Below are 22,098 nucleotides of genomic sequence, written 5' to 3'. Positions count from 1 at the left end.
TCCAGACGCGAACAACCGCGTCTGGCCCTCCTCCCACTCCTCGCTTTTCAGGTACCCCAATGCACCAGCCCTTTCGTTTGCCCTCCTGGCCCCGACTGCTGGCGGCCTGCATCTGCCTATCCGGAGTCTGGTCCAGCGCCCACGCCGCCTTGACCATCAGTACTACCCGCATTGTTCAGACCAGCGATCGGCAAAGCAACTCGGTGATCATCGCCAACCCCAGCAAGCGTCCTTACGCCGCACAAATCTGGATCAACACCGACGCCGACGATACCACCACGGCCGTGCCACTCATCCCCTCGTCTCGACTGGCCGATGTCACGTAGCTCAACCGATTGTCCAGGGCGCTCCCCGTCAGGCTGGCCCGCTGGCTGTGCCGGATGCCGTCCGATTGCATGTCGAAGCTCGCATTGGCGCTGCGTACGATGTCCAGCGGTAGGGAGATGCTCAGGCCGAACAAGCGATCATGCTTGCTGTTGGTCGTCAGTGCCTGTGAGGCGAACAGGTTGTAGCTGACATTGCCGAAATAGGTATTGAACTGGAGCTGATATTGCTGTCGACGCAGGTCGTTGTGCCAGTAGTCGTCCTGCGACAGGGTCAGGCTGAGCGAGCTGTGCTGGCCTATGCGCTGATACAGGGATGTCTCCAGGCGGCTGCGGCGATTACCCAGGTAACCGGTATAAGCGTTGCGTTCGCGCACGGCCTCATCGAAATCCCGGTAGCCTTGGGTAGAGTAGCGGTAGCCGGCGAAACGCAAGTTGGTGCCGGTCTGGAAAGCCTTGCCAAAACGGGCCGCGTAGCTGTGCCCTCGCACCTCGCCGAGCTGCCTGCCAAGGTCGGAGTCGGCTTGGGTCACGTCCAAGGACAAGGCGCCCCAGCTACCGAGATCGCGAGCCGCACCCAGGCTCGCAGCGCGGTAGTGCTCGCTGCCTTGGACGCCGCCGTAGAGTGTGGTGTCCCAGGCGCCACCGCGGGCCAGGGTGGCCTGCCATAACAGAGGTGAGGCGATTTGCTCGATGCCGTCGTAGCGGCCGAGAGTGGCGCTGTAGCGCCACACGCCGTCGCGCAATAGGTTGCCCAGGGTCGAATAAGGCTGTAGGAACCGCCGTACCTGGCCGTCGGCCTCCGTCAGCACGATCTCCAGTTCGCCGCTGCCGGCACTCACACCCAAGTCATCGATCACATAGGGGCCAGGGGCGACGTAAGTGGAGTAGAGCGGGTAACCGTTTTGCAGCACTTCCAGTTTCGCTCGTGTTTGCGCGACGCCTCGGATTACCGGAGCATAGTTCTGCAGCACATCGGGCAACATGCTCATGTCTGATGCCAGCTGCACGCCCTTGAACGGCAAGCTGCGAAAGATCGAGCCGTCACTGAAGGTTTCCCCGAAGGTCAGGTTGCCAAACTTGCCGGGCAGATCGCGTTGCACGTAGGTGTTGCTTTGCGACCATTGACGGTGGCTTTTTTCACCTTCACGCAGTGCCTGGCTGCTGCGCAGGCGCCAGGGGCCGAAGTTGAGCCCGCTGTGAAATTGCAGGTCGAGACTGGTCTGGCGGCCATTGCCCTGAGGGCTGCGAGCCTGGCTGGAGATCTGATAGTTGACGAACGCGCTATCGATGCCTTGGTCCCAGCGTGAAGGGTCGATGTTATCCATCACATCGCGGCGTAGCGACGCCTGCGGGATGGACAGTTCCAGGCTGAGGTTGCGCGCATCGAGCCGCGCCTGAGCCTCTTCGATCAATGCGCTTAAGTCCAGGCAGTCATTGTCTCCTTCCAACGCCACCGGTAGCGCTTGCTCGCGTACACCGACTTCACGTAGCAAATTCGCCTCGATGCAGGCCTGTAGGCCGCGCCCTTGCGCGTCGTGGTCGACCGTGATGGACCGTTGGCCGAGGTAGGCCTGGTTGATGCTGACTTCCACGCTGTACCGCCCCGGTAACAGGGGTTGGTCCTCGGTCAGCGTCTGCAGGGCTACGCTGCCGGCGAGCGCTTTCTGGTCGGCAGATTGGCGCATGAAGGCTGCGTCGAAGGATGTGCCGAATGCGGGCCTGCTGGCGAGGGGTAGCAGGCTGCCGCTGGCCATGGCTAGAAGCAGGACGATAGGAAGACGCGAAGGCGAAGGCCAGCGCTCTGGGAGCAGGGGCATGGGCAGATCCTGTCGAAGCCTCCGGGTTGGCGGGGCATGGACAGGCCAAGCGACGCGTCAACGTCCGGAACGGTTAGACCCTGCTGGCCCAATTGCACAGGCGGCAGGGTACGGAGCCCTGCACGATAGGGAGAAAGGGGGAATTGGAATGTAGGTTCTGTCTGGGGCGGCGGGGGAATATTCGACGATGAGGGCGGGATCAAACAAACCTTGGCCCGGGGTTAGGGTGTAGGTCTGCAGGCGGCCTTCTTTATCATAAGTACTCACGACCGGTAGCCCGTCGCTCACACGCTGTTCGTGGAGGCGGCCCTGCAATGAGCGGCAATAGGCGGTGCTGTAGGATTCGGACGCGTCGTTGCCCTGCCAGGTTTCGTCGCGCAAATAGCCCTGGTCGGTATAAGTGTAGGTGCGAACACCCTCGGAATTGGTGGCTTTGGTCACCAGTGCGCTGGTTTTGTCGAACTCGAACTCAGCATCTCGCTCCGACTTCCAGTTGACGAGGGTGGGTTGGCTACTCAGTTCGGGTTGATAGCTGAACGTATAGTTGCGGCCACTGGTGCGCTCATGGCTTTTCAGCAGCGTTTTCTCAGCGTGATAGGTATAGCGCTCGGTGCGCGGGCCAACGGTCAAGCTCGATATACGATCGAGGCCGTCGAACCCACGTCGGCATATCGTTGCCCCGCCCCCCGGCTTCTCGCCCGCCACGAGCAGCTCAAGACGCGTGGTGAGCTCATCGGTGCTGTGGCTGGCGAACTCTCTGGCCAAGCTGCTGCCGTCCGGGCGCTCGATCAGGTACATACGGTCCCAGACGTCGTAACGCATCAGTGTGGTCCGCGTCATTGGCGGGTCCTGCGGTTTCAGTGGGTCGCGCAGTTTGCGAACCTCTCGTACGCATCGGCCAAGGCCATCGTAGAAGAAATCGACGCTGCCAACTTGTTGTTCGTCGCTTTCAAAGCGACATAGTTGAGCCGGATTGCCGAATCGATTGTATTCGCTTCGCTGCCACCCTCGTCGTATAGCCGGCTGGTCCGGGCGCTCTTGCCAGGTTTCGACGATGTCGCCCTCGGCGCCGAACGGAGAGCGCTCGTAACGGCTTATCACACCATCCGGGCCGATGGTCTTGCATTGATCGCCCCAGGCGTTGTATTCGAAAGAACTGGTCAACGCCAGCGGTTGTCCTGGGTAGTCGTCGTACAGGGTCTGTTGCGTGAGTCGGCCATCGCCGTCGTAAGTGTTGTCGCTAACCTTGAACCACTTCCGCTCGGGTTGGGTGGAGGTTTCGTCCGCTACCTCGACCTCACGCTCTTCCCAGAGCACTCGGTTGCTGCCGTCGACCCAGGTCCGGTTCTTAACGCCCTGGACATCAATGCTGGTCTGATTGCTCTGTTGGCCGGTGGCACTGCAGAGTTGATACCGATAACTACGGGTAGTTTCGTATGGGGTGCCCGGTGCTATTGTTTCGGCTACAACTCGGCGCATGGCATCGTATGCATAATCTGTGAATACGCCATTGAGGTCCTCCATGCTCAACGGCAGCCCGGTGTGACGGCAGACAGCGTGAGTCGTGCTTTTCTCTGCCAGATCATGCCCCTGTGCCGTGATTTTGGTATGTAGCAGGCTGTCCTGCTGGTGAGCATCCTTTTTCAGACTGTAGAAGAAGCGCATGCGCGAGGTTTTGTCGGCCAGAGCCGAAACAGCGGGGCGGTATCCGTGGCCTACCAGGGGCCTGCGGCCAGCTATGGCATGGGGTACACCGAGGGCAACGACTACCGTGCGCTGTCACTCAACACCAGTGGCAGCCTGCTGATCCACGAAAAGGGACTTGTCTGGGGCCCTTACCTGGGTGAAACCAATGCACTGGTACACGTTCCCGAGGTCAGCGGTGTGCGCTCGCAACAGTCGTCCGGCGTGCGCACCAACGACGATGGCTACATGGTAATACCCTACTTGCGCCCCTACCGCGCCAACCCACTGGTACTCGATACCGATCAGGTTGGCCCAGAAGTCGAAATCGATAATGCCAGCCTACATGTCGTGCCACGGCGCGGCGCCTTGGTTCGAGCGGATTTCGCCGCTCGCAAGGTCGCCCGACTAGTGCTCACCCTCCTGCAAAGCAACGGCCAACCTCTGCCCTTTGGCGCCCAGGTCAGCGATCAAGAAGGGCAGCCGCTTGCCGTGGTTGGCCAAGCCGGACAAGCGTTGCTCGCCATCGACGACGCCCCACAGAAATTGCAGTTGCAGTGGGGCGACCAGCCAACCACTTGCCGACTGGACATCGACCCCCAACACATGCACCGAGCCCAAGGCTACCGCATGCAAACCCTCAACTGCCCTTGAAACCTCGATTTCGCAAGGAACCTGCATGAAACGACCTCATCCCCCTCAACTCTTGGGCCTGCTGCTGACACTCAGCTGCAGCACCCCAGCGCTGGCCATTTGCGAATGGCGAGGCGGTGCGGGTGAAATGGTGCACCAACTCCGCGTGGGCGACCTTTACGTACCCCGTGATGCCCCGGTCGGCACGGTCATCGGCCCATTGGAGCAACGTTACAACGTGACCAACGACGGCAACTTCTCCCTGATATGCAACAACGTCAACGGTACCGAGACACTGAGTGCCACACTGCCCAATACCGCCCCGATCTTCCCGGGGCCGTTGCCGCCCATTGACTCGGTGGATCTCACCGGACGGGTATTGCAAACCAGCGTAGCAGGGGTCGGGATCCACGTACGCCTCGACAACCCTTATACCGGCGGGAGCCAGAACCAGTGGATTCCCTCGACTTGGACATCGGTACCCTATGAAGGCACTGGAAATCACCGCACAGGCCCCGCGGGCATCGAAATGCTCAACCTGCGCGTCTACCTGACACTGATCAAGACAGGCCCCATCGCACCAGGTGTTCACAGCTTCAATGGTCAGGAGCTATTCACCGGAAGCTACGACACCTTCAAACGTGTAATGCGCGCCCATCTGCATGGCAGCGTGTCCCAGGCGCAATGCACCTTACGACCGGATGCCGTCAGTGCCGACCCAGTCGACCTCGGCGAGCACGACAGCAGCGAGTTCACCGGCGAACATTACACGACCCCCTCCGTACCGTTTCACATCACCCTCAACGATTGCGAGGACGACCCGAGCCACAGCACCGCCAGGGCCTATATCCGCTTCGACGGCGTGCGCGGATCCACGCCGATCGATCCGGATCTGGGTCTGTTCAGCCTGAACTCCAGCGCCAGCGCCACGGGCCTCGGCATCCAGTTGCTACACGCCGATAGTACGCCAGTGAAACTTCAGCAGGACCTGCCTACCGTGCAACTGAGCCTGGGCGACACCCAGGTACACTTCCAGGCGCGTTATTATCAGACCCAGCCCAGGGTAACGGCGGGTAGCGCCGAAGGCAGCCTCAGCTTTACCGTGAGCTATCGTTGAAGCACGGCCCAGAAGGACAAAAAAAAACGCCACCTCATAAGAGATGGCGTTTTCGATTTGGAGCGGGAAACGAGACTCGAACTCGCGACCCCGACCTTGGCAAGGTCGTGCTCTACCAACTGAGCTATTCCCGCTTTGAAACTTTTAAAACCACTACACCGTCATGAACGCCATAGTTTTGGAAACTGGAGCGGGAAACGAGACTCGAACTCGCGACCCCGACCTTGGCAAGGTCGTGCTCTACCAACTGAGCTATTCCCGCAAATGGCGTCCCCTAGGGGACTCGAACCCCTGTTACCGCCGTGAAAGGGCGGTGTCCTAGGCCACTAGACGAAGGGGACACACGACACTTTTCAGTGCACCAGCACATGAACCTCACGATTCAGACTGGATTTTCTTTTCCTGCCCCGCCGCTAGGCGTTGCCGGAGAAACTGGAGCGGGAAACGAGACTCGAACTCGCGACCCCGACCTTGGCAAGGTCGTGCTCTACCAACTGAGCTATTCCCGCATTGGCGTCCCCTAGGGGACTCGAACCCCTGTTACCGCCGTGAAAGGGCGGTGTCCTAGGCCACTAGACGAAGGGGACACGCTACAAGCATCGCTGCTTGCTTTCACTCCCTGGAGCGTTTGGCTAAGTGCTTTACGCTGCAAGTGGCGCGCATTCTAGGGATGCCTTACCGGGTCGTCAACCCTTTTGTAGAAATTTATTTAAATCAATGACTTCGGGCACTGCGAGGGCGGCTTGCGAGCGACGTCCGAGGATTGGCGTTGATTTTCTGACGGCACCTCGGCATTAATGTGCCACTATCCAGTTATCGGGCCGTTTGCCGATACAAGCACAGATTTGCCTGCACGGGCCTCTGGCGAGCACACGGGCTCCTACACTCTATATGCAGAACCTTTTGACGAGGCGTAAACGGTGACACCACTTCTGATCACACTGCTCATCGTGGCGGGTATCGCATTGCTGATCGTGATCGGCTACCTCAACAACGTGGTCGAAAACGGCAAGCTGGAACGCGCGCGCCTGAAGGTCGAGCTGGCCGACCGCCTGCGCCGTTGTGGCGAAATCACCGAGACCTTCCCCGGCCAGTTCATGACCCCGGCATTGAAGCTGCTGCTGACCCGCCTGGAACTGAACCTCAACCAACGTCAGTTGGCGCTGGACAAGAACAGCGGCGACCTCAAGGCGCGCATCGCTGAGATCGAGGGACTGATCGCCAAGGGCGAACAGATCCCGGTCAACAACCCGCCCAGCCCAATCCAGACCGAGGCCAAGGCCAAGGACGTGCGCTTCTTGCTCGAAGCCCTGCACCAGCAGATCGTGCGGGCCAACCAGGAAAGCTTTCTCAATACCCAGGAGGCCAAGTATTGGGTCAAGGAGATCCGCCATATTCTGGTGCTGCTGCATATCGAGTTCTTCAACAACCTTGGCCAGCAGGCCTTGCAGCAGGAGCAACCTGGGCAGGCGCGGCTGGCGTTCGAGCGTGGCGTGCAGTACCTGCGCAAGCAGCCTGAGCCCAAGCAGTACGAAGAGCAGCTGCGGTATCTGGAGAAATTGCTGGCGCGGGCCAATGCCCAGGTGCTGGACAAGATGGAACCGGCGGCGGATGAGCAGAACGAATTGACCGATGGTCTCAAGACCGATGAGGACGAGACCTGGAAGAAGCGGGTGATCTACGACTGATCCCGGGTTTTGGGCTGAGGCTACCGGCCCTTTCGCGGGCAAGCCCGCTCCCACAGGGCAAACGCATCAGCCAGGATCTGCGCTGTCCCTGTGGGACTTGCCCCCTCCCTCCGGATAAACCACAACAGTCAGGATCTGCGCTGTCCCTGTGGGGCTTGCCCCCTCCCTCCGGATAAACACAACAGTCAGGATCTGCGCTGTCCCTGTGGGAGCGGGCTTGCCCGCGAAGAGGCCGGTAAGATCACCCAACCATCAGCAGTCAGTCAGCTCCAAGAAGATCGCCGCCAGCCGCTCCAACCCCACCTGATCGGCCTCACTGAAGCGCGCAAGCTTCGGGCTGTCCAGATCGAGCACACCAATCAACCTGCCCTCCTTCACCAGCGGAATCACCAATTCGCTGTTCGACGCGCTGTCGCAAGCGATATGCCCTGGGAACGCATGCACATCCTCGACCCGTTGGGTCTGCCGACTGGCGGCAGCTGCGCCACACACACCCTTGCCGAACGGGATGCGCACGCAAGCTACTTGCCCCTGGAATGGGCCGAGCACCAGCTCTTCGTTGCGATTGAGGTAGAACCCCGCCCAGTTCAGGTCATCGACCTGGCTATACAGAAAAGCCGAGAACTGCGCGGCATTGGCGATGAAATCACGCTCGTCGGCGAACAGTGCCTGCACTTGCGCGGCCAGTAGGCTGTAGCCATCGAGGCCGGCGCCACTGGCATTGAGGTCGATCATTTACTTTTGCTCCAACAATTGCAGCCCGACCCAATAGCGGGCGAACTGATAGGCACAACGGCCATTTCGGTTACCGCGGCCGGTAGCCCAGCGCACGGCGAGGATGTCGAGTTCTTCGCTGCGGCTCCAGCTCAGGCCCGCAGGGCGTGCCAGCTGGCCGATCCAGTGCTCGACCACGTTCAGGAAGTGCTCCTGGGTGAACGGGTAGAACGACAGCCACAGGCCGAAGCGGTCGGACAAGGCGATCTTGTCTTCCACCGCTTCGCTGGGGTGCAGCTCGCCGTCGACGCGCTTCCAGTTCTCGTTGTCGCTCTCTTTCTCCGGCACCAGATGGCGGCGGTTGGAGGTGGCGTACAGCAGCACGTTGTCCGGGGCCTGCTCCAGCGAGCCATCGAGCACGCTCTTGAGCACCCGGTAGTCGCCCTCCCCGGCTTCGAACGAGAGGTCGTCGCAGAACAGGATGAAGCGTTGCGGCAGTTTTTGCAGTTGTTCGACCACACGCGGCAGGTCGGCCAGGTGGTCGCGCTCGATTTCGATCAGGCGCAGCCCGGCACCTGCGTGCTCGGCCAGCAAGGCGCGCACCAGCGACGACTTGCCGGTGCCGCGCGAGCCCCACAGGAGGGCGTGGTTGGCAGGCATGCCGTTGATGAACTGGTGGGTGTTGCGGCCCAGTTGTTCACGCTGCTTGTCGACGCCGATCAGGTCGCTCAGGCGGATGTCCAGGCTCACTTCCAGCGGCAGCAGGTAGCCCGTGCGGCCATCGCGCTGCCAGCGCGCGGCCAGGGTGGTGGTCCAGTCGATGTCCGGGCGGACCGCCGGCAACAGGGGTTCGAGACGCGCCAGTACGGATTCGGCGCGTTCCAGGAAAGCATTCAAGCGAGCGTCCATGAGGACTCCTACAAATTTCAGTTTTTTGGGGCCGCGTTGCGCCCCCGCTCGGCGACCAACTGAAATGAACAGACAGACCCGCCAGCAGCCGGGGCTGATCGGCTATGCTTGCGCAGCGCAAGGGAGTTGAAACCGGCTCGGGACTCATGGATATCAAGTTCACCAATCGCCTGTCATACAAGCAAGCCCGGTTGACAGTCCTGGTCGGCTTCATCCTGGGAACATTGCTCAGTCTCATCCAGATCGGCATTGATTATGCCAGCGAAGACGCGTCCATCAACCGCGAAGTGCAGGCTTTGCTGCAAATCAGCCAGACCCCGGCCTCACGCATCGCCTACAACATCGATTCGGAACTGGCCCTGGAGCTGACCCGCGGGTTGCTGCAATCGCCGGCGATCATTCGCGCCCGGCTGATCGACAACAATGAAACGGTGCTGGCCGATGTCGAGCGTCCGCGCCTGGAAGCCCGCTACCGCCCCCTGAGCGATTTCCTGTTCGGCCAACAGCGCCAGCTCAGCGAGCGCCTTTACTTCGCCCACATGCCCAACGACTACCTGGGCACGCTGTACCTGGATGTCGATACCTACGCCTTCGGCAGCCGTTTCCTCGACCGCGCCGGGATCACCCTGCTCAACGGCTTCGCCCGCAGCCTGGTGCTCACCGGCATCCTCCTGGCGCTGTTCTACATCATGCTGACCAAGCCGCTGGTCAAGGTGATCGCCGACCTCAGCAGCGGCGACCCGCGCCAGCCCCGGCAGCACCGCGTGGAATGCCCGCCCGGCCACGAACACGACGAGATCGGCGTGCTGGTGCAGGTCGCCAACCGGCAGTTCGTCAGCATGGCCACCGAGATCCAGCAGCGACGCACCGCGGAAAACCGCCTGACCCAATACCTCAACGAACTCGAAGACATCGTCTCGGCGCGCACCAACGAGCTCAAGGCCAGCAACAGCCGCCTGAGCCAGTCCAACCAGGAGCTCGACGACGCACGCCAGCGCGCCCTCGACATGGCCCAGGCCCGGGCCGCATTCTTGGCCAACATGAGCCATGAGATCCGTACCCCGCTCAATGGCATGCTCGGCATGATCGCCTTGGCCCTGGACAGTCCGCTAGCCGGCGAACAACGCCAGCAGCTGTCGATCGCCCACGATTCGGGCAAGGTGCTGGTGGAACTGCTCAACGATATTCTCGACTTGTCCAAGTTCGATGCCGGGCAACTGGAGCTCGAGCGCATTCCCTTCGACATGGGCGCCATGGTCGAGGACACCGCCAACCTGCTGTCGCAGAACGCTGCCCAAGGCGTCGAGTTGACCTGCCTGGTGGCCGAGCAGTTTCCCAGCAGCGTGCTCGGTGATCCTACGCGGGTGCGCCAGATCGTCAGCAACCTGCTGTCCAATGCCCTCAAGTTCACCCGTTTCGGCCGCGTCGACGTGCGCCTGGCGCCGATCGTCGGCGGTGTGCGCCTGGAGGTGTGGGACACCGGCATCGGTATCCCCGAAGATGCCCAGGCGCGGATATTCCAGCCCTTCACCCAGGCCGGCGCCGGCATCACCCGTCAGTTCGGCGGCACCGGCCTGGGTCTGGCCCTGACCCGCAACCTGTGCCAGGCCATGCAAGGCCGGCTGCACATCCAGTCGGAAGCAGGCTTCGGTAGCCGCTTCTGCGCTGAGCTACCGTTGCTGCCGCATACCGAAGCCATCGCCGCCGCCCCCTTGCAGGGCCGGGTGATGGCTCTGACCGGCTCCGGCAGCGGCCTGAGCGAACTGCTGCAGGACCTGCTGCCGCGCTGGGGCCTGGCCTACCAGCGCCTCGACAGCCCAACGCAGGTGCCTGACCAGGCCATCGATCTGTTGATCACCGACGACCTGGAGCACCTGTTCGCCCTGCGCCCAGCGTTCAGTGTGCCCATCCTGCTGGTGACCGCCTATGGCAACTTCCTGCCAGCCGAACAATCGACGCCACTGGCGCCCCTTCATCAGTTGGCTCGGCCACTGGCCCGCAACGCCCTGTATCAGACCCTGCGCCGCACCCTGCAGGGCCATGAACCCGAGCACCCGCTGGCCAGCCCCAGCCTTGCCGCGCAACTTGGGCGCGCGCGGGTGCTGCTGGTGGAGGACAACCCGGTCAACCAGCTGGTAGCCAAAGGCATGCTGGCCAAGCTCGGCTGCCAGGTCCAACTAGCCACCCAGGGTGCCGAAGCGCTGGAACTGCTGGAGCAAGACGAATTCGACATCGTGCTCATGGACTGCAACATGCCGGTGATGGATGGCTACGAAGCCAGCCGGCAGATCCGCCGCAGCGGACGCTGGCCGGACCTGCCGATCGTCGCGTTGACCGCCAACGCCATGCCCGAGGAGCGCGAACGCTGTCGCGCCGCGGGCATGGATGACTACCTGGCCAAGCCGTTTCGCCGCGAAGAGCTACTGGCGCTGATCGACCACTGGGTGCCGCTCAACGGCTGAGCAGGCGTTCGATGTCCGCCTCCAAGGCCTGAGGCTTGGTGCTCGGCGCATAACGCTTGATCTGCCCGCTGGCCGGGTCGATCAGGAACTTGGTGAAGTTCCACTTGATCTTCTGCGTGCCGAACAGGCCCGGCGCCCGTTGCTTGAGCTCGACGAACAGCGGGTGGGCTGCGGGGCCATTGACCTCGACCTTGCGGAACAGCGGAAAGCTCACGCCGAAGTTGCGCTCGCAGAACTGCGCGATGTCCCGCGCCTCGCCCGGCTCCTGCTTGCCGAACTGGTTGCAGGGAAAGCCCAACACCACCAGGCCCCGTTCGCGGTACTGCTGCCACAGCTGCTCCAGGCCCTTGTACTGCGGAGTGAAGCCACACTGGCTGGCGGTGTTGACCACCAGCAACGCCTTGCCGGGGAAGTCGCCGAGCTTTTTGTGCTCGCCGCCCAAGGTGACGCAGGCGATGTCCTGCAGCGACGTCGCCATGATCAGCCCTCTTCTCGCGGGGTGAAGTCCAGGCAGACCGAGTTGATGCAATAGCGCAGGCCGGTCGGTGGTGGTCCGTCGGGGAACACATGGCCCAGGTGGGCGTCACACTGGGCGCAGGTGACCTCGGTGCGGATCATGCCGTGGGAGGTGTCGCGGATCTCGATCATCGCGCTCTCCTCGATCGGCGCGTAGAAGCTCGGCCAGCCGCAGCCGGAATCGAACTTGGTCGCGCTGTCGAACAGCGCCAGGCCACAGCAGATACAGCTGTAGGTACCGACACGCTTTTCGCTGTTGTACTTGCCGGTAAACGGCCGCTCGGTGCCCTTCAGGCGGCAGACCTGGTACTGCGCCGGGTCGAGCATCGTACTCCATTCTTCCAGGGTTTTTTCGATCTTTTGCATGTGGGTACCTCGGCAGGCTGAATTTCACCTCGCGCCGTCTTTTCCCTGGCGCGGGCGGCACGTATATTAGGTGGCTTCGTGTGCAAGGCTCCAAGTCTGGCACCCGCGCCTCGCCCTTTCAAACCTTTCGACGACGGCGCACCGCGTATTCTCAATCGGGATCACATCATGCAGTTCAGCAAATCGAACAAGCTCGCCAATGTCTGCTACGACATTCGCGGCCCGGTGCTCAAGCACGCCAAACGCCTGGAAGAGGAAGGCCATCGCATCCTCAAGCTGAACATCGGCAACCCGGCGCCGTTTGGCTTCGAAGCGCCGGACGAAATCCTCCAGGATGTGATCCGCAACCTGCCCACCGCCCAGGGCTACAGCGATTCCAAGGGCCTGTTCAGCGCGCGCAAGGCCGTGATGCATTACTGCCAGCAGAAGGAAATCGCCGGCGTCACCATCGAGGACATCTACCTCGGCAACGGCGTGTCCGAACTGATCGTCATGTCGATGCAGGCGCTGCTCAACAACGGTGACGAAGTGCTGATTCCGGCGCCGGACTACCCCCTGTGGACCGCCGCCGTGAGCCTGGCTGGCGGCAAACCGGTGCACTACCTGTGCGACGAACAGGCCGACTGGTTCCCCGACCTCGAAGACATCAAGGCCAAGATCACCCCGAACACCAAGGCCCTGGTGATCATCAACCCGAACAACCCGACCGGCGCGGTGTACTCCAAGGAGCTGCTGCTGGGCATGCTGGAACTGGCGCGCCAGCACAACCTGGTGGTGTTCTCCGACGAGATCTACGACAAGATCCTCTACGACGAAGCCGTGCACATCAGCACCGCCTCGCTGGCCCCGGACCTGCTGTGCCTGACCTTCAACGGCCTGTCCAAGTCGTACCGGGTAGCGGGCTTCCGCTCCGGCTGGCTGATCATCTCCGGGCCCAAGCACCACGCCCAGAGCTACATCGAAGGTATCGACATGCTGGCCAACATGCGCCTGTGCGCCAACGTGCCGGCCCAGCATGCCATCCAGACCGCACTGGGCGGCTACCAGAGCATCAACGACCTGGTGCTGCCGCCAGGTCGTTTGCTGGAGCAGCGCAACCGCACCTACGAGCTGCTCAACGACATCCCCGGTGTCAGTTGCGTGAAGCCGATGGGCGCGCTGTATGCCTTCCCGCGGATCGACCCGAAGGTGTGCCCGATCCTCAACGACGAGAAGTTCGCCCTCGACCTGCTGTTGTCGGAAAAGCTGCTGATCGTCCAGGGCACCGCGTTCAACTGGCCATGGCCGGACCATTTCCGCGTGGTGACCTTGCCGCGGGTGGATGACCTGGAAGCGGCCATTGGGCGGATCGGTAATTTCCTGCGGAGCTATTCGCAGTAGGGTTCAACTGGGTTTTTGCGCGGGCGGCGCTCGATCTCACTGCCAGCGCATATCTCAAGACACGCACCTTTTCTTACATCCTGCAACGCTCTGTCCCACAGCCTGCGCCCTATCCTCTGCCATACTCCGCCGTACACAGTTTGAAATAGTCGGCGCATTGAATCTGCGCCACCGGCCCCTTATATACCCCGCAGTACGCAACAAACCCTTCCGTCAGGAGAACGTGACAACCATGATGCGCATTCTGTTGTTTGTAGCCACCAACCTCGCGGTGGTGCTGGTTGCAAGCATTACCCTGAGCCTGTTCGGCTTCAATGGGTTCATGGCCGCCAATGGGATCGACCTCGATCTCGGCCGCCTGCTGGTCTTCTGCGCCGTGTTCGGCTTCGCCGGTTCGCTCGTCTCGCTGTTCATCTCCAAGTGGATGGCGAAGATGACCACCGGCACCCAGATCATCAGCCAACCGCGCACCCGCCACGAGCAGTGGCTGCTGCAAACCGTCGAGGAGCTGTCCCGCGAAGCCGGCATCCGCATGCCGGAAGTCGGTATCTTCCCGGCCTACGAGGCCAACGCCTTTGCCACCGGCTGGAACCGCAACGACGCCTTGGTAGCAGTGTCCCAGGGCCTGCTAGAGCGCTTCTCGCCCGATGAAGTGCGCGCGGTACTGGCCCACGAGATCGGCCACGTGGCCAACGGCGACATGGTCACCCTGGCGCTGGTGCAGGGCGTGGTGAACACCTTCGTGATGTTCTTCGCCCGCATCATCGGCAACTTCGTCGACAAGGTGATCTTCAAGAACGAAGAAGGCCAGGGTATCGCCTACTACGTGGCGACCATCGTCGCCGAACTGGTGCTCGGCATCCTGGCCACCATGATCGTCATGTGGTTCTCGCGCCGCCGCGAGTACCGCGCTGACGAAGCCGGCGCCAACCTGGCCGGCACCGCTGCGATGATCGGCGCCCTGCAGCGCCTGCGCGTCGAACAGGGACTGCCCGTGCACATGCCCGACACCCTCAAGGCGTTCGGCATCAATGGCGGCCTCAAGCATGGCCTGGCCGGCCTGCTGATGAGCCACCCGCCACTGGAAGACCGCATCGAGGCCCTGCGCCGCCGCGGTTGATGGGCCGTGTGATGCAAACAAGGGCGACTTCGGTCGCCCTTGTTGTTTGTCTGCCAGCGAAAGGGCCAGCACAGACAAGCTCAGAAACCGACCCGATACACCCGCTCCACCACACTGGGCACCCCAGCCTGGAGGAATTTCGGGCTTTCCCCGATCACTTCCCGCTCATCCAGCACCTGAACATTACCCCCTGCGTACCCTCGCCTCACCTCGCCATCGGCCACCGCAAACGGCGGCCCATCGAGCAGCTGCTGGTCGTAATCCATGGTCAACAACAGCCCTTGGCACCCCGTCGGCAGCAACGCCGACAGATGCGCCATGTAGCGTTCGCGCATCTCTGCTGGCAGGGCGATCAACGCCGCCCGGTCGTAAAGCCCGAAACAGTCGCCAGCATCCTGCGCCCGCAAGTCGAAGAAGTCGCCGCACCAGACTTCCACGTCACCGCTACGCCAGACTTCGAACGCGCCCTGCACGGTGACTTCGGCCTGCAGCCCCTGCTCGCCGAAGAAGTCTTCGACCGCACGGCGCGAAAGCTCCACCCCCAGCACCCGGTAGCCCTGCCCCGCCAACCAGGCCATATCCACGCTTTTGCCACACAACGGCACCAGAATCCGCGCGCCGGAGGCCAGCGCAAGGGTGCGCCAGTGGGCCTCTAGAAAGGGGTTGACGTCTTCGCGGTGAAAACCGATCTGGTTATCGGCCCACCGTTTCTGCCAGAACGCTGGCTCCATGATCACTCCCGATTTTTCGATGGATTAAGGGTAAATCTTGATTTGGATTTCGATCGGTAGCTGACCGAAGATAATCACATCTTAAACCTCAGGACCGCCATCATGCTTCCCAGCCTGTTCATTTCCCATGGCTCGCCCATGCTCGCCTTGCAACCCGGGGCCAGCGGGCCGGCGCTGGCCGGTCTGGCCAATGCCCTGCCGAGGCCGAAGGCGATCGTGGTGGTCTCGGCGCACTGGGAGAGCCAGGAGCTGCTGGTGACCGCTGCCGCCCAGCCGGAGACCTGGCATGACTTCTACGGCTTCCCCGCAGCGCTGTATGCGGTGCAGTACCCGGCACCAGGCGAGCCACAGTTGGCTGCCCAAGTGAGTGACCGACTCAAGGAGGCCGGCCTGCCGGCGCGCCTGGATGCGCAAAGGCCCTTCGACCATGGCGCCTGGGTGCCGTTGTCGTTGATGTATCCACAGGCCGACATTCCGGTGATCCAGGTATCGCTGCCAAGCCGCCTGGGGCCGGCCCTGCAGGTCAAGGTCGGGCAGGCCCTGGCAGGCTTGCGCGACCAAGGCATCCTGCTGATCGGTTCGGGCAGCATCACCCACAACCTGGGCGAACTGGACTGGCATGCCGGGCCGGATGTGATCGAGCCTTGGGCGCTGGCGTTTCGTGACTGGGTGGTAGAACGACTGACGGAAAACGACCAGGCAGCGCTGCTCGATTATCGCCAGCAGGCGCCGTTTGCACGGCGCAACCACCCCAGCGACGAGCATTTGCTGCCACTGTTCTTCGCCCTCGGGGCTGGGGACAGGTTCGGGGTGGTGCACCAGGGCTTCACCCTGGGCGCGCTGGGGATGGATATCTATCGGTTCGACTGACGATTGCCGAAGCGCAAGGCCGCTCCTTCAGTCGCAGCGCAGTACCTGTAGGAGCGGCCTTGTGCCGCGATGGGCTGCGAAGCAGCCCCAAAAAGGCAAAAAAATCCCCGACCTAGGCCGGGGATTTTTTCATTGCGCCAGGATCAATCCTCGCGGTAGCGACGCAGCTTCAACTGCTTGCCTGCCACGCGGGTGTCCTTGAGCTTGGACAACAGACGCTCCAGGCCATCTTCCGGCAGCTCGATCAGGCTGAAGCTGTCGCGCACCTGGATGCGGCCGATGGCATCACGTGCCAGGCCACCCTCGTTGAGGATCGCGCCCAGCAGGTTCTTGGCGGCGATGCCATCACGGGCACCGAGGGCAGTACGGCAACGCACGCGGCCTTCGGCCAGCGGCATCGGCGCACGACGCTCACGGTCACCACGCTCGCTGCGATCGCCACGATCACCGCTGCGCTCGCGCGGCGTGAAGGTCGGCACCAGCGGCTGCTCGCGCTCGACCGACGGCAGGTCCAAGGCCTGGCCATTGGTGGCTTTGCGCAGCAGGGCCGAAGCCAGGGCACGGGCACTGCAACCGAGGTCGGCAGTCAGACGGTCGAACAGCTCGCCGTGGGTGGCTTCGGCTTCAGCGACCAGCGGCGCCAGGCTCGAGGTCAACTTCTTGATACGGGCATCCAGCACGGCCTGGGCATTCGGCAGGCGCGCCTCAGCGACCTTCTGCCCGGTGACACGCTCGATCACCTGCAGCATGCGGCGCTCACGCGGGGTGACCAACAGCAGCGCACGGCCTTCACGACCGGCACGACCGGTACGGCCAATACGGTGCACGTAGGACTCTGGGTCGTACGGCATGTCGACGTTGAACACGTGGGTGATGCGCGGTACGTCCAGACCACGGGCAGCGACGTCGGTGGCGACGACGATGTCCAGGCGACCATCCTTGAGCGAGTCGATGACGCGCTCACGCTGGTTCTGGGCGATGTCACCGTTCAGCGCGGCAGCCTTGTAACCTTTGGCTTCCAGCGCGGCGGCCAGGTCCAGGGTGGCTTGCTTGGTTCGCACGAAGGCGATCAGCGCGTCGAATTCCTCGACTTCCAGCAGACGCAGCACAGCCGGGATCTTCTGGTCGGCGTGGACCATCAGGTGGGCCTGGTCGATCGCGGTGACGGTCTGGGTCTTGCTCTGGATCTTGACGTGCTTGGGCTCGCGCAGGTGACGCTCGGCGATCGAGCGGATCGACGACGGCAGGGTGGCGGAGAACAGCACGGTCTGGCGGCTGGCCGGGATGGCATCGAAGATCACTTCGAGGTCGTCCATGAAGCCCAGCTTGAGCATTTCGTCGGCTTCGTCCAGTACCAGGTACTGCACGGTGGACAGGACTTTCTCGTCGCGACGCAGGTGGTCGCAGAGACGGCCCGGGGTGGCCACGACGATTTGCGCGCCGTTACGGATGGCACGCAGCTGTGGGCCCATCGGGGCACCACCGTATACGGCCACCACGTTCACGCCCGGCATCTGCTTGGCGTAGGTTTCGAAAGCGGTGGCTACTTGCAGCGCCAACTCACGGGTTGGCGCCAGGATCAGGGCTTGCGGTTCGCGCTTGCTCACATCGATCTTGTTGAGGATCGGCAGGGCGAAGGCAGCGGTCTTGCCGGTGCCAGTCTGCGCCTGGCCGATCATGTCGTGACCGGCGAGGATGATCGGGATCGATTGTTGCTGAATGGCCGACGGCTCTTCGTAGCCGGTAGCCAGAACGGCGGCAACAATGTTCGGATTAAGATCGAGAGCGGCGAAGCCGCCGGTTTCCTGGGTCATGGGTCTGCCTCTAGGTGCATCCGCAAAGACCCATGCTCCAAAGCTGCACATGCCTTGAAAGACCAGAAGGTCACCCAGGCAGCTTTGGCGGCGGGGATTTGCGAAAACGATTGAAAAAGAAAAACTTGGGAAGGTCCGCCTAGCGGACGCGCAGCCGAAGCTGGACTCGGAGGATTTGCACCACCTGATTTTGAGGTCCGCTAAAAGACCGGCGCGTACTATACCTGAATTGGGCGGAGACAGTGAGGAAATTTTTTGCGGTTACCGGCCATGATCGCAGCTTCCGCTCTAGGGCGCTGAAACGATTCATTTTTGAAATACTGCGTCGTCCCCTTCGCGGGCAAGCCCGCTCCCACAGGATCATCGCTCGTTTCAGAAGCGACGCCGTCCCTGTGGGAGCGGGCTTGCCCGCGAAAGGGACGATGCGGTCTGTCAGCTAGCCGGCCGAATCTCCCGAATCAGGCCTTCAAGGCTGTACCCCAACCGCGGCGCCAAGGCCGCGGCCCGTGCCCGCAGGCCGTCCAGGTCCAACTGCTGCTCCAGATCCGCCGGCACCAGCAGGATCACATTGCCCTCCTTCACCGGCAGCTCCCAGTAATGCCGATGGTACAAGCCGCGCAGCAGCGCCGCCCCGAGCGGCCGTCCATCGTCGCCGGCCCACTGGTTGATCACCAGCCAGCCACCGGCGTTGAGCTGCTTCTGACAGTTTTCCAGGAAGCCCCAGGCCAGATGCCCGACGCCTGGGCCGTGGTCGGTGTAGAGGTCGACGAACAACAGGTCGGTCTTCTCCGCCGTGGGCAGCAACTCCAAGGCATCGCCGGTACGCACGTACAGGCGCGGATCGTCGTCCAGACCCAGAAATTCCATGGCCAGGCGCGGCACGTCCGGGCGCAGTTCGATGGCCTCGATGTCCTCCAGGGGCAGGAACTTCATGCACGCCTGGGTCAGGGTACCGGCGCCCAGCCCCAGGAACAGGGCGCTCTCCGGCTGCTCGTGGCACAGCGCGCCGACCAGCATCGCCCGGGTGTAGTCGTACTCCAGCCAGCTGGGATCGGCGGTGAACACACAGCTCTGCTCGATGGCATCGCCGAATTCGAGAAAGCGATAGTCCTCCACCTCGTAGACGCTGATGACGCCGAAGGCATCCTCGACCCGCGCCAACAGCCGCTCTTCCCGCTCCGTCGCCATGTGACCCGCCACCTGCCCGCGCAAAACGCGCATTGTCCGTCAACGCCCCGGATGCAACAAGCACAGCGCCAGCTGTTACCATGGCAGTCAGCCTATCCTCTACCTGATCGAGCCCGTGATGAACCACCCGTGGAGCCCCGACAGCTGGCGCGCCCTGCCGATCCAGCAGCAACCGACCTACCCCGACGCCGCCCACCTGGCGCGGGTCGAGCAGACCCTGGCCAGTTACCCGCCGCTGGTGTTCGCCGGCGAGGCGCGAGAGTTGCGCCGACAGTTCGCCGAGGTCACCGAAGGCCGCGCCTTCCTGCTGCAGGGCGGGGACTGTGCGGAAAGCTTCGCCGAGTTCTCTGCGGCAAAGATCCGTGACACCTTCAAGGTGCTGTTGCAGATGGCCATCGTCATGACCTTCGCCGCCGGCTGCCCGGTGGTCAAGGTCGGACGCATGGCCGGCCAGTTCGCCAAGCCGCGCTCGGCGAACGACGAGACCATCGGTGACATCACCCTGCCCGCCTACCGTGGCGACATCGTCAACGGCATCGGTTTCGACGCCAAGAGCCGCGTACCCGACCCGGATCGCCTGCTGCAGGCCTACCACCAGGCCACTGCCAGTCTCAACCTGCTGCGCGCCTTCGCCCAGGGTGGCTTTGCCGACCTGCACCAGGTGCACAAGTGGAACCTGGACTTCATCGCCAACTCGGCGCTGGCCGACAAATACCATCAACTGGCCAACCGCATCGACGAGACCCTGGCCTTCATGCGCGCCTGTGGCCTGGACAGCGCCCCGCAACTGCGTGAAACCAGTTTCTTCACCGCACACGAAGCCTTGCTGCTCAACTATGAAGAAGCGTTCGTGCGCAGTGACAGCCTGACCGGGGACTACTACGACTGCTCGGCGCACATGCTGTGGATCGGCGACCGCACCCGCCAGCTCGACGGCGCCCATGTCGAGTTTCTGCGCGGCGTGCACAACCCGATCGGCGTCAAGGTCGGCCCGAGCATGAACCCCGAGGAGCTGATCCGCCTGATCGATATCCTCAACCCGCTCAACGATCCTGGCCGCCTGAACCTGATCGTGCGCATGGGCGCCGGCAAGGTCGGCGACCATCTACCTGGGTTGATTCGCACCGTCGAGCGCGAGGGGCGCAAGGTGCTGTGGAGCTCCGACCCGATGCACGGCAACACCATCAAGGCCAGCAGCGGCTACAAGACTCGCGATTTCGCGCAGATCCTCGACGAGGTGAAGCAGTTCTTCCAGGTGCACCAGGCCGAGGGCAGCCATGCCGGTGGCATTCACATCGAGATGACCGGGCAGAACGTCACCGAATGCATTGGTGGTGCGCGACCGATCACCGAAGATGCCTTGTCCGATCGCTATCACACCCACTGCGACCCGCGCATGAACGCCGATCAGTCGCTGGAACTGGCGTTTCTGATTGCCGAGACCTTGAAACAAGTTCGGCGCTGAGGTTTGGGGGATTAGGGGGACGGGTGTTTTGAGGGTGTGCGCTGGAGGGTTGTGGGGGCGCATATATCGAGCGCCGCCCGCGCAGCGCTCGATCTTCTAGACACCCACAATCTATCGACGAACTCTTCATTTACGCAGCGGATCATCCCAGAACGGCCGCTCGGCTTCCTGCATGATGTCCGCCCGACTCAATCCCAGATCCTTCAAGGTCTCATCGCCGAGGCTGGCCAGTTCGCGCCGCTGGCGATACAGCTGCTGCCAACGTGTCACACGCTGAAGCAGCCTGTGCCACAGATGGGAAAAAGAAAAGGCAGGTTGTTGGATGCTGCTGACATGACCTTTCATCGTGAAGCCCTCCGTGTTCGATGGCTTCAGTTTCATCCTGGGCTTAAGATCAATCCAACGAATGTTTCTGATGCGATCCATCTCGGAGATTGATGCAATGTCTCAGTACCAGAGCCTCGACGCGGATGTGCTGCGCACCTTCGTCGCCATCGCCGAGCAAGGCGGCTTCACCCGCGCCGGGGAAGTGGTCAACCGCACCCAGTCGGCGGTGAGCATGCAGATGAAGCGCCTGGAGGAGGACATCCTGCAGCGCCAGCTGTTCCTGCGTGACGGCCGCCAGGTGCGCCTGACCGCCGAAGGGCAAGTGTTGTTGGGCTATGCCCGGCGCATCCTCAAGCTGCACGGCGAGGTGTTCAATACCCTGCGCATGCCGCACATGGTCGGACTGGTGCGCATCGGCACGCCTGACGACTATGCCATGCGCTTCCTGCCGACCATTCTTTCCAGCTTCGCCCAGTCCTACCCGCTGGTGCAGGTCGAGGTGCACTGCGACTCGTCGAAGCAATTGATGCTGCGCCAGGATCTGGACCTGACTATCGTCACCCGCGAACCCGGCAACGAGGTCGGCCAGTTGTTGCGCCAGGAGCGACTGGTTTGGGCCGCCGCCGAAGGCTTCTGCCCCCACGAGCAGCGGCCCATGCCCTTGGCGCTGTTCAACACCGATTGCTTCTGCCGAGCCTGGACCTGCAATGCGCTGGAAACCCAAGGTATCGATTACCGCGTTGCCTACACCAGCCCCAGCCTGGCGGCAATTTTCGCCGTGGTCACGGCAGGGCTTGCGGTGACCGCGCAGTTGCAGAGCCTGATTGGCGGCAACGTGCGCATCCTGGGGGAAAACGAGGGGCTGCCGGAGCTACCGATGGCCAATGTGATGCTCCTGCGCAATTCGCAAAGCCAGTCACCGATCATTGATTGCATGGCCGACTACATCGTCGAAGGATTCCAGTGAACCCA

The 22,098-nt window shown here is 62.4% G+C and carries 19 protein-coding genes, 5 tRNA genes and 1 pseudogene; 10 read left to right on the top strand and 15 right to left on the bottom strand.

Annotated features, from left to right (window positions below):
* Positions 1 to 59 precede the first annotated feature (59 nt).
* Positions 60 to 326, top strand: coding sequence for a fimbria/pilus periplasmic chaperone (locus tag KY379_RS00370; protein WP_409977255.1), 267 nt, complete (start codon positions 60 to 62; stop codon positions 324 to 326).
* Here KY379_RS00370 and KY379_RS00365 read toward each other — a convergent pair.
* Together KY379_RS00365 and KY379_RS00360 are read right to left on the bottom strand one after the other, a co-directional pair.
* Entirely contained in the window at positions 233 to 2,143 is a 1,911-nt protein-coding gene (locus KY379_RS00365) for a fimbria/pilus outer membrane usher protein (RefSeq protein WP_409977254.1), read from the bottom strand. The two genes, KY379_RS00370 and KY379_RS00365, sit on opposite strands and share 94 nt — an antisense overlap.
* 57 nt (positions 2,144 to 2,200) lie before the next feature.
* Positions 2,201 to 3,808 carry a hypothetical protein gene (locus KY379_RS00360; protein ID WP_261240234.1) on the bottom strand — a complete coding sequence of 536 codons (1,608 nt, stop codon included), beginning with the start codon at positions 3,806 to 3,808 and terminating at the stop codon, positions 2,201 to 2,203.
* On the opposite strand from KY379_RS00360, the gene KY379_RS00355 reads away from it, so the two are divergent.
* Both KY379_RS00355 and KY379_RS00350 read left to right on the top strand, forming a co-directional pair.
* The gene (locus KY379_RS00355; protein ID WP_261240233.1) at positions 3,773 to 4,480 is read left to right on the top strand and encodes a fimbria/pilus outer membrane usher protein; all 708 of its coding nucleotides are present in this window, start codon (positions 3,773 to 3,775) and stop codon (positions 4,478 to 4,480) included. The genes KY379_RS00360 and KY379_RS00355 overlap by 36 nt on opposite strands.
* Before the next feature lie 25 nt (positions 4,481 to 4,505).
* Positions 4,506 to 5,576, top strand: coding sequence for a fimbrial protein (locus tag KY379_RS00350; protein WP_261240232.1), 1,071 nt, complete (start codon positions 4,506 to 4,508; stop codon positions 5,574 to 5,576).
* 58 nt (positions 5,577 to 5,634) lie between these two features.
* Here KY379_RS00350 and KY379_RS00345 read toward each other — a convergent pair.
* From KY379_RS00345 to KY379_RS00325, 5 genes are all read right to left on the bottom strand, one after another.
* Positions 5,635 to 5,710 (bottom strand) — tRNA-Gly (locus KY379_RS00345).
* A gap of 52 nt (positions 5,711 to 5,762) precedes the next feature.
* Positions 5,763 to 5,838: transfer RNA gene (locus tag KY379_RS00340), tRNA-Gly, on the bottom strand.
* 3 nt (positions 5,839 to 5,841) lie between these two features.
* Positions 5,842 to 5,917 (bottom strand) — tRNA-Glu (locus KY379_RS00335).
* Between the two features lie 92 nt (positions 5,918 to 6,009).
* Positions 6,010 to 6,085, bottom strand: a tRNA-Gly gene (locus KY379_RS00330).
* Positions 6,086 to 6,087: 2 nt separating this feature from the next.
* Positions 6,088 to 6,163 (bottom strand) — tRNA-Glu (locus tag KY379_RS00325).
* Between the two features lie 333 nt (positions 6,164 to 6,496).
* On the opposite strand from KY379_RS00325, the gene KY379_RS00320 reads away from it, so the two are divergent.
* Positions 6,497 to 7,264, top strand: coding sequence for a hypothetical protein (locus KY379_RS00320; RefSeq protein ID WP_261240231.1), 768 nt, complete (start codon positions 6,497 to 6,499; stop codon positions 7,262 to 7,264).
* 252 nt (positions 7,265 to 7,516) lie between these two features.
* On the opposite strand, the gene KY379_RS00315 is transcribed toward KY379_RS00320, so the two are convergent.
* The gene (locus tag KY379_RS00315; protein ID WP_133331971.1) at positions 7,517 to 7,999 is read right to left on the bottom strand and encodes a GAF domain-containing protein; all 483 of its coding nucleotides are present in this window, start codon (positions 7,997 to 7,999) and stop codon (positions 7,517 to 7,519) included.
* Positions 8,000 to 8,887 carry an ATP-binding protein gene (locus KY379_RS00310; protein WP_133331970.1) on the bottom strand — a complete coding sequence of 296 codons (888 nt, stop codon included), beginning with the start codon at positions 8,885 to 8,887 and terminating at the stop codon, positions 8,000 to 8,002.
* A gap of 104 nt (positions 8,888 to 8,991) precedes the next feature.
* On the opposite strand from KY379_RS00310, the gene KY379_RS00305 reads away from it, so the two are divergent.
* Positions 8,992 to 11,349, top strand: coding sequence for a response regulator (locus tag KY379_RS00305; protein WP_261240230.1), 2,358 nt, complete (start codon positions 8,992 to 8,994; stop codon positions 11,347 to 11,349).
* Here KY379_RS00305 and KY379_RS00300 read toward each other — a convergent pair.
* Positions 11,339 to 11,827, bottom strand: coding sequence for a glutathione peroxidase (locus tag KY379_RS00300; protein WP_196173810.1), 489 nt, complete (start codon positions 11,825 to 11,827; stop codon positions 11,339 to 11,341). The two genes, KY379_RS00305 and KY379_RS00300, sit on opposite strands and share 11 nt — an antisense overlap.
* A gap of 2 nt (positions 11,828 to 11,829) precedes the next feature.
* On the bottom strand, positions 11,830 to 12,231 hold the full coding sequence (msrB, locus tag KY379_RS00295; protein ID WP_261240229.1) for a peptide-methionine (R)-S-oxide reductase MsrB: 402 nt from the start codon (positions 12,229 to 12,231) through the stop codon (positions 11,830 to 11,832).
* Positions 12,232 to 12,399: 168 nt separating this feature from the next.
* Between msrB and KY379_RS00290 the strand changes: the two genes are divergently transcribed.
* Complete coding sequence (locus tag KY379_RS00290) at positions 12,400 to 13,611, top strand: pyridoxal phosphate-dependent aminotransferase (protein WP_133331966.1); 1,212 nt, start codon at positions 12,400 to 12,402, stop codon at positions 13,609 to 13,611.
* Between the two features lie 232 nt (positions 13,612 to 13,843).
* Positions 13,844 to 14,731 (top strand): protease HtpX, encoded by an 888-nt coding sequence (gene htpX / locus KY379_RS00285; RefSeq protein ID WP_261240228.1) that lies wholly within the window; start codon positions 13,844 to 13,846, stop codon positions 14,729 to 14,731.
* An 80-nt stretch (positions 14,732 to 14,811) separates the two neighbouring features.
* Here htpX and KY379_RS00280 read toward each other — a convergent pair whose 3' ends face one another.
* Positions 14,812 to 15,462, bottom strand: a complete 651-nt coding sequence (locus KY379_RS00280; RefSeq protein WP_261240227.1) for a thiopurine S-methyltransferase — start codon at positions 15,460 to 15,462, stop codon at positions 14,812 to 14,814.
* A gap of 102 nt (positions 15,463 to 15,564) precedes the next feature.
* Between KY379_RS00280 and KY379_RS00275 the strand changes: the two genes are divergently transcribed.
* Positions 15,565 to 16,332 (top strand): DODA-type extradiol aromatic ring-opening family dioxygenase, encoded by a 768-nt coding sequence (locus tag KY379_RS00275; RefSeq protein ID WP_133331963.1) that lies wholly within the window; start codon positions 15,565 to 15,567, stop codon positions 16,330 to 16,332.
* Positions 16,333 to 16,475: 143 nt separating this feature from the next.
* Here the strand turns inward: KY379_RS00275 and KY379_RS00270 are convergent.
* Positions 16,476 to 18,180 (bottom strand): annotated as a pseudogene (locus KY379_RS00270) (DEAD/DEAH box helicase).
* A 398-nt stretch (positions 18,181 to 18,578) separates the two neighbouring features.
* On the bottom strand, positions 18,579 to 19,334 hold the full coding sequence (locus KY379_RS00265) for a spermidine synthase (protein ID WP_133331960.1): 756 nt from the start codon (positions 19,332 to 19,334) through the stop codon (positions 18,579 to 18,581).
* Positions 19,335 to 19,452: 118 nt separating this feature from the next.
* Here KY379_RS00265 and KY379_RS00260 point away from each other — a divergent pair, with 118 nt between their 5' ends.
* Positions 19,453 to 20,799 carry a class II 3-deoxy-7-phosphoheptulonate synthase gene (locus KY379_RS00260; RefSeq protein ID WP_133331959.1) on the top strand — a complete coding sequence of 449 codons (1,347 nt, stop codon included), beginning with the start codon at positions 19,453 to 19,455 and terminating at the stop codon, positions 20,797 to 20,799.
* Positions 20,800 to 20,925: 126 nt separating this feature from the next.
* On the opposite strand, the gene KY379_RS00255 is transcribed toward KY379_RS00260, so the two are convergent.
* Complete coding sequence (locus KY379_RS00255; protein ID WP_133331958.1) at positions 20,926 to 21,144, bottom strand: DUF1127 domain-containing protein; 219 nt, start codon at positions 21,142 to 21,144, stop codon at positions 20,926 to 20,928.
* A gap of 97 nt (positions 21,145 to 21,241) precedes the next feature.
* On the opposite strand from KY379_RS00255, the gene KY379_RS00250 reads away from it, so the two are divergent.
* A complete protein-coding gene (locus KY379_RS00250; protein WP_133331957.1) occupies positions 21,242 to 22,093 on the top strand; it encodes a LysR substrate-binding domain-containing protein in 852 nt (283 codons plus the stop codon).
* The last annotated feature ends 5 nt before the right edge of the window (positions 22,094 to 22,098 follow it).

The sequence above is a fragment of the Pseudomonas sp. HD6422 genome (assembly GCF_025377065.1).
Lineage (GTDB): Bacteria > Pseudomonadota > Gammaproteobacteria > Pseudomonadales > Pseudomonadaceae > Aquipseudomonas > Aquipseudomonas putida_U.
Note: the sequence above shows the minus strand (reverse complement) of the source record. Positions and strands in the feature narration are given on the sequence as shown.

Excerpts from the sequence above, each read along its gene's own strand:
- KY379_RS00370 (WP_409977255.1), top strand. The coding sequence starts at position 60 with ATGCACCAGCCCTTTCGTTTGCCCTCCTGGCCCCGACTGCTGGCGGCC.
- KY379_RS00365 (WP_409977254.1), bottom strand. The coding sequence starts at position 2,143 with ATGCCCCTGCTCCCAGAGCGCTGGCCTTCGCCTTCGCGTCTTCCTATC.
- KY379_RS00360 (WP_261240234.1), bottom strand. The coding sequence starts at position 3,808 with ATGCGCTTCTTCTACAGTCTGAAAAAGGATGCTCACCAGCAGGACAGC.
- KY379_RS00350 (WP_261240232.1), top strand. The coding sequence starts at position 4,506 with ATGAAACGACCTCATCCCCCTCAACTCTTGGGCCTGCTGCTGACACTC.
- KY379_RS00315 (WP_133331971.1), bottom strand. The coding sequence starts at position 7,999 with ATGATCGACCTCAATGCCAGTGGCGCCGGCCTCGATGGCTACAGCCTA.
- KY379_RS00310 (WP_133331970.1), bottom strand. The coding sequence starts at position 8,887 with ATGGACGCTCGCTTGAATGCTTTCCTGGAACGCGCCGAATCCGTACTG.
- KY379_RS00305 (WP_261240230.1), top strand. The coding sequence starts at position 8,992 with ATGCTTGCGCAGCGCAAGGGAGTTGAAACCGGCTCGGGACTCATGGAT.
- KY379_RS00300 (WP_196173810.1), bottom strand. The coding sequence starts at position 11,827 with ATGGCGACGTCGCTGCAGGACATCGCCTGCGTCACCTTGGGCGGCGAG.
- msrB (WP_261240229.1), bottom strand. The coding sequence starts at position 12,231 with ATGCAAAAGATCGAAAAAACCCTGGAAGAATGGAGTACGATGCTCGAC.
- KY379_RS00290 (WP_133331966.1), top strand. The coding sequence starts at position 12,400 with ATGCAGTTCAGCAAATCGAACAAGCTCGCCAATGTCTGCTACGACATT.
- htpX (WP_261240228.1), top strand. The coding sequence starts at position 13,844 with ATGATGCGCATTCTGTTGTTTGTAGCCACCAACCTCGCGGTGGTGCTG.
- KY379_RS00280 (WP_261240227.1), bottom strand. The coding sequence starts at position 15,462 with ATGGAGCCAGCGTTCTGGCAGAAACGGTGGGCCGATAACCAGATCGGT.
- KY379_RS00275 (WP_133331963.1), top strand. The coding sequence starts at position 15,565 with ATGCTTCCCAGCCTGTTCATTTCCCATGGCTCGCCCATGCTCGCCTTG.
- KY379_RS00265 (WP_133331960.1), bottom strand. The coding sequence starts at position 19,334 with ATGGCGACGGAGCGGGAAGAGCGGCTGTTGGCGCGGGTCGAGGATGCC.
- KY379_RS00260 (WP_133331959.1), top strand. The coding sequence starts at position 19,453 with ATGAACCACCCGTGGAGCCCCGACAGCTGGCGCGCCCTGCCGATCCAG.
- KY379_RS00255 (WP_133331958.1), bottom strand. The coding sequence starts at position 21,144 with ATGAAAGGTCATGTCAGCAGCATCCAACAACCTGCCTTTTCTTTTTCC.
- KY379_RS00250 (WP_133331957.1), top strand. The coding sequence starts at position 21,242 with ATGTCTCAGTACCAGAGCCTCGACGCGGATGTGCTGCGCACCTTCGTC.